The organism is Candidatus Palauibacter sp., from assembly GCF_965261555.1.
GTDB lineage: Bacteria > Gemmatimonadota > Gemmatimonadetes > Palauibacterales > Palauibacteraceae > Palauibacter.
In genome coordinates this window covers 1597250-1610722 of record NZ_OZ253465.1, presented here as the reverse complement: position 1 = coordinate 1610722, position 13473 = coordinate 1597250, and the positions used below count along the sequence as shown (strand labels likewise).

The window sequence follows — 13473 nt, the reverse complement described above, 5'->3', positions numbered from 1 at the left end:
GCGAGCGGACGTTCCGCTCAGGCGCCTTGAAGGAGGCAACGTGAAGTACCGATTCAGACAGTCCTCGATGGCGGCCGTCCTCGTCGTGATCGGGGGAGCCTGGGCAGCCGAGGCCCTCGCGGCGCAGGACTTTCTGTTCCGGCGTCCTTCCATCACGCTCGGCGCTCGAATCGGGTACGCGATACCCCGCGCGGACAGCGAGATCTTCGATTTCACGCGCGAAGAACTCACGGTCGAGAAGAACGACTTCAACGCGGTGGCGCTCGCCGCCGACCTCGGCATCCGGCTCTCCGACCGCATCGATCTTGCGCTCGGCGTCGGGTACGAGAACAGCCAGATCGACTCCGAGTCGCGCGAGTTCATCGGCACCGATGACCTGCCGATCCTGCAGACGACGGATTTCAGCCGCGTCCCGTTTACGGTCGGCCTGAAGGCCTACCTCACGGAGAGGGGACGGCGGATCAGCGATCTCGCCTGGATTCCGGGCAAGTTCGCTCCCTTCGTCGGAGGCGGCGTCGGCTTCATGTGGTACGAATTCGAGCAGGAGGGCGAATTCGTCGACTACGAAACGCTGGACATTTTCTACGACTACTTCTCGTCCAGCGACGGATCCCTGCTCGGCTACGTGACGGCCGGATTCGACTACTCGCTCGGGCTGCGGTGGATTTTGACCGCCGAAGCCCGTTATTCTTGGGCCAGCGCGGATATGGGCGGGAGCTTCATCGGGTTCGACAGCATCGACCTGAACGGACTCCGCGCCGCGTTCGGCTTCTCGGTACGGCTGTAAAACTTCGAGGTATGGTCACATGACGAAACAGCGAACTGCTGGAATCGGCTCCGCTCTTTTCGTGGCGGCGGGCATGATGCTCGCGGCCGGGCCGCTGTCGACCGCGGCGGCGCAGGAGATGGACGAACGCTGGCTCGCCTGGATGGGTTGCTGGCAGCCTGTTCGTACCTCGACGACCGCGGACGCGCCGGAATCGCTGCTCTGCTTCCAGCCGAGCGCGGAAGAGACCGGCGTCGAGATGATCGCGGTGGAAGACGGCGAGATCGCGGCCCGGGAAGTCGTGCGGGCGGACGGACAGCCCCACGAGGCCGCCCGGGAGGGCTGTAGCGGGTCGCGCCGCGCGGTCTTCGCCTCCCGCCCGGGCCGGGTGTTCATGGATGTGGACCAGGTCTGCGAGGGCGGGGTCGATCGATCGTCGAGCGGAATGTTCGCGATGATCTCGTCCGACTCCTGGATCGATGCGCGGGTCGTGACGGTCGGCGGCGAGAAGCTGACGTGGGTGACGCGATACCGGCTGGCCACGCAGAGCGAGGCCGAGGCCGTCGGCCTGGGTGAGATCGCGGCCGACCGGAGCATGGCCGTGCGCTCGTTGCGACTCGCCGCGTCCGGGCGGTATTCGGTCGACGACATCATCGAGGCGCAGGCTCACGTGGATCCCGAGGCCGTGGAGGCCTGGATCGTCGAACACGAGACGCCGCTCGAAGTCGACGCCGACCGGCTCGTCCGACTCGCCGATGCCGGCGTGTCGGAAGGCGTCATCGACATGATGGTCGCGCGGAGCTATCCGGAGCGCTTTGCGGTGTCCACGGGCGGCGACGGCGGCGAACGGGCCTGGGGCGGTGTCGGCGGATACTACGACCCGATCTACGGCTGGGGTTATCCCTACTACGGCCGCTTCGGCTGGTCCAGGTACGGTTACTCGCCCTTCGGCTTCGGGTACGGATACCCGTACGGGTACGGGTACGGCTACGGCTACGGGTATGGTTACGGCCCGGTGATCGTCCGCACCGGCCGCGAAAACAGCGGCGGCCGGGTGATCAGCGGACGGGGCTACAGCAGCGGAACTTCCAGAGTCGGAACCGGCTTCACCGGGTCGTCGAGGGGGACCGCGTCGGTCGGTACCTCGGGAGGCCGCTCGACGGGAGGAAGCTCGACGGGACGTACGGCGCGGCGGCGCGGCGGAGGTCTCTGACTCCCACGCGGTCACGCCTGATTGCTCCACGAAAGGGCCCGGTTTTCCGGGCCCTTTCGCGTTTCACGTCTCGCGCTCCACGGTCCGGAACCGCAGATTGGCGATACGGTCGATTCCGCTGCCGGCACCGAGGAGGAACGATGAACGTGGATCACCCCGCCGCGCGCCCCTTCACCTATGTCGCGGTCGGCGTCCTCGGGCTCGCTGCCGCTGCCGCCGTGCTCGTTCAGCCGGACGCGGCCCGCACGCAGACCACGTCCGGCGACTGGGAGCCCCAGCTCACCGCGCACGGCCATCCCGACCTCCAGGGGAACTGGACCAACCAGACGTTGACCCCCTTCGAACGTCCCGAAGGCCAGGGGCCGGTGCTGAGCCCGGACGAAGTCACCGCTATCGAGGGTGGACAGGCGGAGACCGTCGCTGAACGGACAGCTCCCGTAGATCCGGACCGTCCGCTGCCGCCGGGGGGCGAGCACCGGGTCTGCATCGATGGGGCCACGACGTGCTACGACGAGTTCTACCGCGAGCCGGGCGAACGCGTGGCGATCGTGAACGGCGAGCCGCGCAGTTCCCTCGTCACCGACCCGCCGGATGGACGGATTCCGGACCTTACGCCGGAGGCCCGCGGGCGGCTGGAGGAGGCGGCCGAGTTCCGCGCCGGATTCGGCCAGTACGACCACCCCGAGCTTCGGCCGCTCGCGGAACGGTGCATCGTATCGTTCGGATCGAGCGCCGGGCCGCCGATGCTCCCCAACTACTGGTATAACAACAGCTACACGATCGCGCAGAACGAGGACTTCGTCGTGATCATGGCCGAGATGGTGCACGACGCGCGGATCATCCCCATCCGCGACCCGCAGGAGCAACTCGAGAGCCGGCCCACACCGGACCACGTGACCCCGTGGTTCGGAAACTCGGTCGGCTGGTGGGAGGATGGAGCGCTCGTCGTCGAGACGACGAATCTGAACCCCGAGCACGCGTTTCGGGGGGTACCGCCCTCGAAGGACCGGAAGGTGACCGAGCGCTTCACGCGCGTGGACGAGGAGACGATCCTCTACGAGTTCACGATCGACGATCCCGCGGTGTATACGAGCCCCTGGGGCGGCCAGGTCCCCTTCAAGCGCTTCGACCATCTGCTCTACGAGTACGCGTGCCACGAGGGCAACTACGCGATGTTCAACGTGCTGAGCGGCGCGCGCTACCAGGAGCGGATGGGGGGGAACCCGTAGCGCACTCGCCGGGCCGCCTGCCTTCGCTGCTCGCCGCGCTGGCGGTCGCGGGCTGCGGCGCCGATCGTCCGCCGGAGGGCACGGCCGGAGCGGAGACCGCCCCCGCCGGGGTGCTCGGCCTGCGTCCGGGCCCTTCGCCCGATCGATCCTCTCCTGACTGGAAGGCGCCCGTGAAGGTCATCGTCGCCGATCTGTGGCCCGGCCGCACGGCCGAACTCGCGGAGGTCGCCCCGGGCGTGGACCTCGTCGTCGTCGGAGACGGGCAGGCCGCGGCGGCCGAAGCGCACGACGCCGACGCCGTCCTCGGCGTGCTGAACGCGGACATCCTCGCCGCCGGCGACCGGCTCCGCTGGGTCCAACTCTCCTCGGCGGGCGTCGAACGCTACCTCGCGATCCCCGGGCTCTCCGATGCCGAGGACCTCGTCATCACGAACGCCCAGCGGATCTTCGCCCCCGGCGGCGCGGAGCACGCGCTCGGCATGGCGCTCATGCTGGCCCGCCGGTTCCATACCGCACTCGACCTGCAGCGCGAGCGACGCTGGGACATCCGGCCGCTCACCGGGCCCTCGCCCTACCGCGGCGAGGGGAGCGAACTGCTCGAACTCCGGGGTCGCACGATGCTCGTCATCGGCCTCGGCGGGATCGGCACGGAAACCGCCCGCATCGCGCACGGGATCGGTATGCGGGTGATCGCGACCCGGAACAGCAGCCGCGATGGCCCCGATTTCGTGGAGCGCGTCGGGCTGTCGTCGGAACTCCTGGATCTCGTGCCCGAGGCGGACGTCATCGTGAACGCGCTGCCTCTGACGCCGGAAACGGACGGCCTCATCGACGAAGCCTTCTTCGAGTTGACGCGGCCGACCGCGCTCTACATCACCCTGGGACGTGGACGCACGACAAATACGGCGGCGCTGGTCCACGCATTGAGGGAGGGCCGGATCGCGGGCGCGGGTCTGGACGTGGTGGACCCCGAGCCGCTCCCGCCGGATCACGTCCTCTGGTCGATGCCGAACGTGCTCATCACGCCGCACCTCGGCGGCGACTCCGACGGTCACATGGAGCGGATGTGGATCCTCTTCCGCGAGAACCTGCGCCGTTTCGCAGCCGGAGAGCAGCTCCTCGCCGTGGTCAACCGGGAGCGCGGCTACTAGCAGCCCGCCAGCCGACGCCTGTCAGCCGGTGGCGCCTCGCAACCGGATCGCGGGTGCGGCTTCCGTCTACCCGCCCCGAACCTGGAACGTGAGCGTGGCCCAGTTCGACTCGTAGTCGACGTCAGCCTCCGACGGCGTTTCCACCATGTGGATCGTCCGGATGTACCAACGCCCGCCGCCTACGAGCGGGATCGTGGCGACGCCATCTTCGTCTGTGCGAGCCTCGACCGCTTCAACATGTCCGCCGGCATCGTCGTGCGAGTGGGGGTTGAATTCATAGTTGGCGTACAGGAGCGCGTTCTCGACCGGCTCGCCCGCGCGGAGGAAACGCACCTGGAGGTCGTCGCCGACGACGAGATCGTACGGGTTCTGGAGCGGGATGATCTCCACCGGATAGCCGAGTTCCTTCGCCCACTCGCCGCTCCGGTCGTCGCCCACCTGGACGATCGCCTTCACGTGCTTGCTGTAGCGTTCGGCCGCGTCGTCATTCGACTTCCCGGCCGCTTCGCGCTGCGCGATCTCGTCGACGAGGCCCTCGTGAACCAGGTATTCGGTGAACTCCACCCCCGTGAGCGGGATCACGCGCGCCCCCGTCGACACGCCGATCGTGTAGGTTCCGGCCGAGCCCGTCTCGAAGGTCAGCAGCGCCGTGTCGACGCTGTCCGCATGCCAGTGGAACATCGCCGTGTCTCGCCACGCCTCGGTCGGCGGGTGCACGACCCCATCGGGTCCCACGATGCTGACGTCCAGCATGCGATCGCGCGTGATGTGGTTCTCGCTCTCGTCGAAATCACCGTTGAACAGCGCAACCACGTTCGTGGAGTGCGGCTCCAGGAAGAAGCTCTCCAGCTTCAGGTACATCGTGTGCGCCCGCGCCGTCGCGACGATGGCGATGGTCAACAGGGCAGTCGTAAGCAGCACGCGGCGTCCGATCCTCATTCCGCACCCTCCAGGGTCTTCACTTTCCGTCTTCCAGACACGTCGAGAGAACATGCAGGGATCGACGACGATTCGGCCATAGCGGACGTTCGACGCTACCGGCGTTGTCCCCGTAGCCGAAAGTGCCGATCATTGCCCCCGACGATGAGCGCCGCAAAGAAACACCGGGGGTACCGATGACGCTTCGCATCAACGACACGGCGCCGGATTTCACGGCGGATACGACGCAGGGCAGAATCAGCTTCCACGACTGGATCGGGGACGGGTGGGCCCTCCTCTTCTCCCATCCGAAGGACTTCACGCCCGTGTGCACGACGGAACTGGGGGCGGTGGCCGCCCTTCAGGAGGGGTTCGCCGCGCGCAACTGCAAGATCATCGGAATCAGCGTCGACGGCGTGAGCGATCACGAGGCCTGGTCGAAGGACATCGAGGCCTCGCAGGGGCACGCCGTGGGCTACCCGCTGATCGGCGACCCGAAGCTCGAGATCGTCAAGGCGTACGACATGCTGCCGGCGGACGCTGGGGATACGTCCGAGGGCCGGACGCCGATGGACAACGCCACGGCGCGCTCGGTATTCGTGATCGGCCCGGACAAGAAGATCAAGGCCACGCTCACGTACCCGATGAGCACGGGCCGCAACTTCTCCGAGATCCTCCGGCTCCTCGATTCCTGCCAGCTCACGGCCGAGAAGCAGCTCGCCACGCCGGCGAACTGGGAGCAGGGCGACGACGTGATCATCGCGCCGGCGGTCACCGACGAAGAAGCGCGGAAGCGGTTCCCGGAGGGATGGGAGCAACCCCTGCCCTACATCCGGATCGTCCCGCAGCCGCGGGACGGCTAGCCTTTGTCACACGCGGTCACACAGACCGCCGCGCGGGGCGTCGGGGGGCTCCTCCTCGCCGGCGTACTCCTGTCCGCGTGCTCCGCCGGTTCCGATGCGGGAGACGCAGCACCGGAGGACGGCCGGCTCCTGATCGATGGCGGCACGGTCGTCGTGATGGACGACGCGGGCACCGTCCTCGAGGGCGGTGCGTTACTTGTCGAGGCGGACCGGATCTCCGCCATCCTCGACGGCGATGCCCCCCGCCCCGTCGGCGTGGCGGTGCTCGACGCGACGGGACACCTCGTGATCCCCGGGCTCGTCAACACCCACGGCCACGCCGCCATGTCGCTCCTCCGGGGACTCGCCGACGACATGCCGCTGATGACGTGGCTGAACGAGCACATCTTCCCCGCCGAGGCCGAACTCGTCGATCCCGAGTTCGTCTACTGGGGCACGCTCCTCTCGTCCATCGAGATGCTGAAGGGCGGGACGACGACGTTCGCGGACATGTACTACTTCCGGGACGACGCGGCGCGGGCGGTCATCGATGCGGGCATCCGCGCCGTCATGGGCCCGCATGTCATCGGCTTCCCGGCTCCCGACTTCGCCTCGCCGGCGGCGACGCTGGCGGAGGCGGCCGAGTTCATGGAGACGTATCGCGACCATCCCACGCTGGTCCCGGGAACGGCGGCACATTCTCTCTACACGACGTCCCTCGCCGACGTGCGCGCCGCGCTGCGGTTGGCCATCGATCACGGTGCTCCGTTTCAGATCCACACGGCCGAAGACGCGAGCGAGTTCGCGACGGCGACGGAGCTGACCGGGATGGGCGTAGTGGAGGCGCTGGAGTCCATCGGCGCGCTTCGTCCCGGGACGGTGCTCGCCCACTCCATCTACCTCTCGGACGAGGACATCGAACGCATCGCGGCCGGGGGCGCCGGAGTCTCGCACAACCCGCAGAGCAACCTCAAGCTGGGGATTCCGCGGGCGGCGCCGGTCGTGGAACTGCTCGCCGCCGGCATCCCCGTGGGGCTGGGGACCGACGGCGCGGCGAGCAACAACGACCTCGACCTCTTCGATGAAATGGACACGGCCGCCAAGCTCCACAAGTTCACGAATGCCGATCCGACGGCGCTGCCTGCCGAAACGGTCTTCCGCATGGCCACGATGGGCGGCGCCCGCGCGCTCAACCTCCACGACCGCATCGGGTCGCTCGAGCCGGGAAAACGCGCCGACATCGTGCTCCTCGACACGCGGCGCGCGGGGCTCACGCCTCTCTACAACGTCTATTCCCACCTCGTGTACGCGGCTCGAGGGAGCGATGTCTCCACGGTCCTGGTGAACGGCCGCGTGGTGGTCAGGAAAGGGGAGGTGCTCACGACGGACGAAGCCGAGGTGATGGAGCGGGCGTACACCTTCCGCGACCGTGTGCGGGAAGTCATCGCACGAGTGGCTTCGGAGACGCGCTAGTCCATCGGGGGGCGCACCGAGCCCCTGCGGGCGGCGCCGCTGCGACCAGGCGCGGCTAGGCGCTGCTGGCGTGTCCCGGCTGCTGCGGCGGCGTCCAGCCCGTGGCGGCGCGGCGCGCCTGGACGCAGCGCTTGAAGCGGAAGGCGTTCTCGGGCAGGGCGAAGTCCATCCCGTAGTTGTCCGGACCCACGGCGTCGACCCGGGCGACGATCACGCCGAGGTCGTCCCGCTCCATCGCCTCGACGAAAGCCTCCCCGAACGCCATCGGCGAATCCACGGCCACCGCGTGCTCGATCCCCGCCCCGCGTGCGATCGCGGCGAGATCCGTGACGCCCGACGTCGTGTGCGACTCGAACCCTCCCGTCGAGAGGAGGCTCCCGTTGTCGAAGATGACGTGGAGGAGGTTCCGGGGCCGGTAGCGCGCGAGGGTGGTGAAGGTGCCGAGGTTCATCAGCGCGGAGCCGTCCCCGTCCAGCACGATCACCTTCTCGTGCGGCAGGTGGTTCGCGAGGCCGAGGCCGATCGACGAGGCGAGCCCCATCGCATGCTGCAGGTAGAAGAAGTTCTCGCGGTGGCCGAGGTCGTACAGTTCCTGGGCGCACGCGCCCATGATCGTGACGACGAGCTTGTCCTCGATCTCGGGATAGATCAGTTCCAGGCAGTCCGCGCGTCGCATCAGCCGCTCCCGCTCGACATCAGACTTCCATGAGATCGCGCGTCAGCAGCAGCGCGACCGGCGAGAGCGAGCTCTGCGAAAGCGTGTACGCCTCGGCGATCTCCTTCGCGACGAGCGCCGGATCTCTCGCGTGGTGGTAGGGGATGTTGAGCGCCTGAAGCAAACCCTCCGTCACGATCCCGCCACGAGTGTGCCACGGATACGGCTCGCCCCAGTGGCCGCGGACCGCGATGAGCATGCAGAGCGGGACGGAATAGAGCTGGGCGAGGGAGATGATCCCGTTCATCGCGCCGAAGAATCCGTGGTTCTGCATCAGCAGGATGTGCGGTTCGCCGGCGAAGTACGCCCCGGCCGCGATTCCGACCGCCTCCTCTTCCTTGGCGACCTGGATGAGATCGACCTCGGGATCGTCCTCGGCGCGCTGCAGGAGGAGACCGAGCCAGGTCTCCGGCAGGGCGGAGATGCTGCGGATGCCGGCGGCCTTGATCCCGTCGAAGACGGCCTTCGAGTTCTCGTAGGAGACGGTCATGCGCGAAGGGTGCGTGGACGGCTCGGGCCGCGCAATCCCGCTCGATCGGTGCCCGTCGTGCCAAAACGGCGGACAGGTTGCGCCACGCGGCAGCCCGTGGTCACCATGAGCGCAGCAAGGAGTGCGTATGGACGAATCGGAAGGGCGGCCGGTCGGCCGGCGCGGGTTCATCAGGGACGCAGCGGTGGGTGCCGCCGCGTTCGCCGCCCCGGGGAAGCTGATGGGCGACCAGGACGAGTCACGCGACCACAGTCACGAGCACGATCACGAGCACCAGGACGTACCGCCGGACATCGCGCTCCGGGTGCGGGCGCTGGAGTCCGTCCTCGTGGAGAAGGGGATGGTGGACTCGGCGGCGCTGGACGAGATCGTCGACACGTACGAGAACCGGATCGGCCCGCGGAATGGAGCCGAGGTCGTCGCCAAGGCCTGGGTCGACCCCGCGTACCGCGAACGTCTCCTCGCGGATGGGACCTCGGCGATCGGCGAACTCGGCCATCTCGGCGGTCAGGGCGAACACATGAAGGTGGTCGCGAACACCCCGGAGGTGCATAACCTCGTCGTCTGCACCCTCTGCTCGTGCTACCCGTGGCCGACGCTGGGCCTTCCCCCCGTGTGGTACAAGTCCGCCCCCTTCCGGGCGCGGGCGGTCATCGAGCCGCGCGACGTGCTGAGCGAGTTCGGCCTCGAGGTGCCGGAGGATGTCGAGATCCGCGTCTGGGACAGCACGGCGGAGATCCGCTATCTCGTGCTCCCCGAGCGGCCGGCCGGCACCGAGGGCATGACCGAGGAAGAACTGGTGGAGATCGTGACCCGGGATTCGATGATCGGCGTGGCCCGGGTCGAGGCTCCGTCCGGAGGCAACCCGGGAGGCGACGCGTGAACACGATCCACGACATGGGCGGCATGGACGGCTTCGGCCCGATCGAGCCCGAGGAGAACGAACCCGTCTTCCACCACCGCTGGCAGGGGCGCGTCTACGCCCTGACCAGAGCCGTCGGCCCGTGGGGCCGGGGTCGCGAGTGGCCTTCCTTCCGCTACACGCTCGAGAGCATCCCGCCGGTCGAATACCTGAGCATGTCCTACTACGAGCGCTGGTTCCGGATGATCACGACGCGGCTGCTCGTGAGCGGCCTCATCTCCGAGACCGAACTGGAGACCGGCTATCCGGATCCCGGGGCGCCCCGACCGGAACTCCTCCCGGCGTCGAACACCGGGGCGCCGGGGGCCGGACTCCTCGACATGGATCTGCCCGCGCGCTTCGGGCTGGACGACCGGGTGCGCGCGCGGAACCTCCACCCGCGCGGCCACACCCGGCAGCCGCGCTACGTCCGCGGGCGGCAGGGGACGGTGGTCGAGGACTACGGCGTCTACGCGCTACAGGACACGGACGAGGACGGACGGCGTCCCGCCGACCGCCGACCGCAGCACGTCTACTCGGTGCGCTTCGAGGCCCGGGAACTGTGGGGCGAGCGTGGCGGCGCGAGGGAGGCGGTATACGTCGACCTGTGGGAAGACTACCTGGAGCCCGCGTGACGACCGGCACGGGACGCAGCCCCTCCGAACGCGTCGACGCGGAACGTCTCGCGGCACTCCCTCCGCTGCCCGCCGACGACGACGGCCCGGTGTTCGAAGCGCCGTGGCAGGCGCAGGCCTTCGCGCTCGCGGTGAAGCTCTCCGAGGAGGGCCATTTCACCTGGAAGGAGTGGGCCGCGACGCTCGCCGACGAACTCGCAGCGGCCGAGGCGCGCGGCGAACCGGACGACGGCTCGCAGTACTATCACCACTGGGTCGCCGCGCTCGAACGACTCGTCGTGGACCGCCGATTGAGCACGTCCGCCGCGCTGGACGACCGCAAGGAGGCGTGGGCGGACGCCTATCGCCACACCCCCCACGGCCAACCCGTGGAACTGTCGACGAGCCTCTCGCAGGCCTTGGCGGAGGATCGGATCGACCGGCTGTGAGGTATTGGGGCAGGTCGGGGCCTTTATCCCGCTGACCGTTTCCGAGTCTGGAGGTCCATGAATCGTCTCAACGGAGCGTCTCGTGTGGCGCTCATGGCGCTCGCTCCGGTGGGCTGGACGGCGTCCGCTTCCGCCCAGACCACCGAACTGCATCTGGTTGAGGAACTGCGCCTCGGACGCTTCGACGGGTCGGGACCCGATGTCTTCGCGGATATCCACGATCTCGCGATCGATTCATCCGGTCGAATCTACGTGCTGGATCCCGGCTGGAGGGACGTGCGGTTGTTCGACCGAGATGGCCGATTCATCCGTCGGATCGCACCTGAGGGTGATGGCCCGGGCGAAAGGCGACACAGGAGCCAGTTCCCTGCTCAGCTAACATGGGACGAAGGACGTGGCCTCCTGTGGATCGACGACCTCATGTTTCTCTCGGTTCTGGATTCACTCGGGGTGGAGCATGCGCGAGACACGCGACTGCCAAGAGGCGACCTCGGCCCGGCGCTCCCGGCTGTGATGGCAACCATTGTGGTGGCTGCCGACCGGCACGGCCGGATATACGAACAACAGTTCAGATCGGTCGGCGATTCCACGTACAGCTACGTCGCCGGAGGTGCGGTGACGCGGGACTATGCGATATCCGGTGACACGCTCCATCTCGACGCGCGCGTGGTTGTAGAAAGTGGCCCACCGCGAACAAGCCGAAGTCGGAGTGGTCGTCGCGATGGGACGATGACCCTGACGATGATGCGACCCGAGCGCGACCATGTCGCCTGGTCTATCTCGCCCGAGGGTACGGTCTGGCTGGCCGACCTTGATCGACCCCGGCTGCATGAGCTGACCATCGCGGGCGATACGCTCCGCGCGCCTGGTATCCCCGTGAAGGATGTGACGGAACTGGACATCTCGCCCGAAGGCTGGATCTGGGCCCGGCGCGCGGGCGATGACCCGGAATCGACCTGGGATGTCATGGACAACTGCGGTGTGTACGTCGGTTCCGCGTCGGTACCCCACGCCATCTCGGTGACCGAGGTCGGCTCCGACGGCGTGATCCATGTGGTGGCGTCGGATGAGTTGGGCATCGACTACGTCGTGCGTCTGCGGCTCAGCACCGAGATATCCCGCCGAAGCTGCCCACGTTAGACGTCGGCGCGTAGCTGCGAAGTCCCGAGGTTCGGGACAGGAGCTAGCGTCGCCAGACGCCTCCGCCGTTCTTGTAGACGATCTCCGTTCCGTACGGGCGCGACAGCTCGTCCCCTTCGTCCCCGCGTCGCAACTCGGTTTCGGCTACATTCCCATTCGCGCGTGCGCTTAAGCCAAGACGAGGTGCCCTGGTGGACGCCGCAAAGGACAAGGTCGACCGCTCCCGCAAAATGCGAACGAACCGGCAAATGAAGCGAAGACGGTTGCCGCGGGCACCACGCCGTTTCCAAACGACCGGCCCTTGGCGATGGGGTGCGCTCGTATCTCTTGCCGCATGCGGCGACAACGTGGAACCCGCACCCACCTCAGCCCGTTTCGCCGACTCCGCGGGCGTCGCAATCGTCACGAATCCCCCCAGCGGCACCGTCCACGCTATCCTCGCCCCGGAACCGATCCTTACCATCGGCGCAATCGATGGCCCTGACGAGGTACTCTTCGGGCGCATCGCCTCGGTTGCGGTCGATGGCACCGGCCGCTTGATCGTCGCCGACGGACAGAGCGGCGAGATCCGTATCTTCGACGCTGCGGGCGCCCACATCCAAACCTTCGGAGGCTCGGGAGAGGGACCGGGCGAATTCCGGAGTCTCGGGGGCGCCTGGCCCTCGGCGGAGGGTGCCATCGTCGCCGTGGACACGCGGCTCGAGCGGATCACCCGCTTCGATCCGGGGGGCGAACTGGTGGCAACGTCAACCTTTAAGGGCCCCGGCGATCTCCCCATGATCCGGCCGATCCGCCTGGCTGGGCCGGACACCTTCCTCAGCCGCGTACGATCGCTGAACCTTCCCTCGGCGGAAGACGCCGTAAGCTTGGACGACGCCCTCGAATCGCTTGCCGACCCACTGGGCAGCAGCGTCGAGTACCTGGTCCGATACGACTTGACCGGTGCCGTTGTCGACACCGTCGCGACGATTCCCGGTCGGGCCACCTCGATGTCCAGCCAGAGTAGCGGCACCAACGTGTCGATTCAGCTCATGCGAATCCCCTTTTCGCCCATGCCGGTCGCCACGGCATCCCCGGATGGACGAGTTGCCGTGACCAAGGGCCGGTCCTACGAGTTCTCGCTCTACGATACCGTTGGAGCCCTTGAGCGCATCGTGCGCCTCGCCGGCGAGCCGCCGATTCGCACCGACGCTCACCTCGAAGCCTGGGTGCGCGCCTCCACCGGCGGTCGTGAGCCCCTGGACGACGCCGACGTGGAGGCCGCCCTCCGACGCTACGAAACGGTGCCCGTGCCCGATCGGCATCCTGCCTGGAACTCACTGCACATCACCGACAGCGGTGAGATCTGGGCGCGGCGCTTCGCGATTCGAGGCGCGGAGACTCTTCTTCACGATGTCTTCGGGGCCGACGGCAGCTTCCTGGGCCACGTCGCACTGCCGTCCAGGTTTCGCATCGAGCAGATCAGCGACGGCATGCTGACCGTTGTATCCACCGACGATCTTGGCGTCCAGCGCGTGGAGGTGTATGAACTGACCGGGCCATACAATGGGTTACAAGCTGCGCCGTAACGGA

Annotated in this window: 14 protein-coding genes; 11 read left to right on the top strand and 3 right to left on the bottom strand. The window is 67.8% G+C overall.

The annotated features are described in order from the left end of the window. Positions 1–40 precede the first annotated feature (40 nt). The 4 genes from ACQY5G_RS06950 to ACQY5G_RS06935 all read left to right on the top strand — a co-directional run bounded on the left by ACQY5G_RS06950 (position 41) and on the right by ACQY5G_RS06935 (position 4359). Positions 41–787 carry a hypothetical protein gene (locus ACQY5G_RS06950; protein WP_428278273.1) on the top strand — a complete coding sequence of 249 codons (747 nt, stop codon included), beginning with the start codon at positions 41–43 and terminating at the stop codon, positions 785–787. 19 nt (positions 788–806) lie between these two features. Further along, a complete protein-coding gene (locus ACQY5G_RS06945) occupies positions 807–1979 on the top strand; it encodes a hypothetical protein (protein ID WP_428278271.1) in 1173 nt (390 codons plus the stop codon). A gap of 140 nt (positions 1980–2119) precedes the next feature. Further along, entirely contained in the window at positions 2120–3208 is a 1089-nt protein-coding gene (locus ACQY5G_RS06940) for a hypothetical protein (RefSeq protein WP_428278269.1), read from the top strand. A 170-nt stretch (positions 3209–3378) separates the two neighbouring features. Continuing rightward, positions 3379–4359, top strand: a complete 981-nt coding sequence (locus ACQY5G_RS06935; RefSeq protein ID WP_428278267.1) for a D-2-hydroxyacid dehydrogenase — start codon at positions 3379–3381, stop codon at positions 4357–4359. Between the two features lie 66 nt (positions 4360–4425). Here ACQY5G_RS06935 and ACQY5G_RS06930 read toward each other — a convergent pair whose 3' ends face one another. After that, positions 4426–5298: a DUF4198 domain-containing protein gene (locus ACQY5G_RS06930; RefSeq protein WP_428278265.1), complete on the bottom strand. Its 873-nt coding sequence runs from the start codon at positions 5296–5298 to the stop codon at positions 4426–4428. Positions 5299–5474: 176 nt separating this feature from the next. Here ACQY5G_RS06930 and ACQY5G_RS06925 point away from each other — a divergent pair, with 176 nt between their 5' ends. Together ACQY5G_RS06925 and ACQY5G_RS06920 are read left to right on the top strand one after the other, a co-directional pair. After that, positions 5475–6140, top strand: coding sequence for a peroxiredoxin (locus ACQY5G_RS06925; protein WP_428278263.1), 666 nt, complete (start codon positions 5475–5477; stop codon positions 6138–6140). Positions 6141–6143: 3 nt separating this feature from the next. Then, a complete protein-coding gene (locus tag ACQY5G_RS06920) occupies positions 6144–7592 on the top strand; it encodes an amidohydrolase family protein (protein WP_428278261.1) in 1449 nt (482 codons plus the stop codon). 55 nt (positions 7593–7647) lie between these two features. Here the strand turns inward: ACQY5G_RS06920 and ACQY5G_RS06915 are convergent, their stop codons facing one another. Both ACQY5G_RS06915 and ACQY5G_RS06910 read right to left on the bottom strand, forming a co-directional pair. Continuing rightward, positions 7648–8268, bottom strand: coding sequence for a thiamine pyrophosphate-dependent enzyme (locus ACQY5G_RS06915; RefSeq protein WP_428278259.1), 621 nt, complete (start codon positions 8266–8268; stop codon positions 7648–7650). A gap of 19 nt (positions 8269–8287) precedes the next feature. After that, positions 8288–8797, bottom strand: a complete 510-nt coding sequence (locus ACQY5G_RS06910) for a thiamine pyrophosphate-binding protein (RefSeq protein ID WP_419860967.1) — start codon at positions 8795–8797, stop codon at positions 8288–8290. 220 nt (positions 8798–9017) lie between these two features. Between ACQY5G_RS06910 and nthA the strand changes: the two genes are divergently transcribed. The 5 genes from nthA to ACQY5G_RS06885 all read left to right on the top strand — a co-directional run bounded on the left by nthA (position 9018) and on the right by ACQY5G_RS06885 (position 13469). Next, a complete protein-coding gene (gene nthA / locus ACQY5G_RS06905) occupies positions 9018–9680 on the top strand; it encodes a nitrile hydratase subunit alpha (protein ID WP_428278661.1) in 663 nt (220 codons plus the stop codon). Continuing rightward, on the top strand, positions 9677–10333 hold the full coding sequence (gene nthB / locus ACQY5G_RS06900; protein WP_428278256.1) for a nitrile hydratase subunit beta: 657 nt from the start codon (positions 9677–9679) through the stop codon (positions 10331–10333). The genes nthA and nthB overlap by 4 nt, the downstream gene beginning before the upstream one ends. Further along, a complete protein-coding gene (locus ACQY5G_RS06895) occupies positions 10330–10761 on the top strand; it encodes a nitrile hydratase accessory protein (protein WP_428278255.1) in 432 nt (143 codons plus the stop codon). The genes nthB and ACQY5G_RS06895 overlap by 4 nt, the downstream gene beginning before the upstream one ends. 84 nt (positions 10762–10845) lie before the next feature. Beyond that, positions 10846–11901: a hypothetical protein gene (locus ACQY5G_RS06890; RefSeq protein WP_428278253.1), complete on the top strand. Its 1056-nt coding sequence runs from the start codon at positions 10846–10848 to the stop codon at positions 11899–11901. Positions 11902–12092: 191 nt separating this feature from the next. Beyond that, positions 12093–13469, top strand: a complete 1377-nt coding sequence (locus tag ACQY5G_RS06885; protein WP_428278251.1) for a 6-bladed beta-propeller — start codon at positions 12093–12095, stop codon at positions 13467–13469. The last annotated feature ends 4 nt before the right edge of the window (positions 13470–13473 follow it).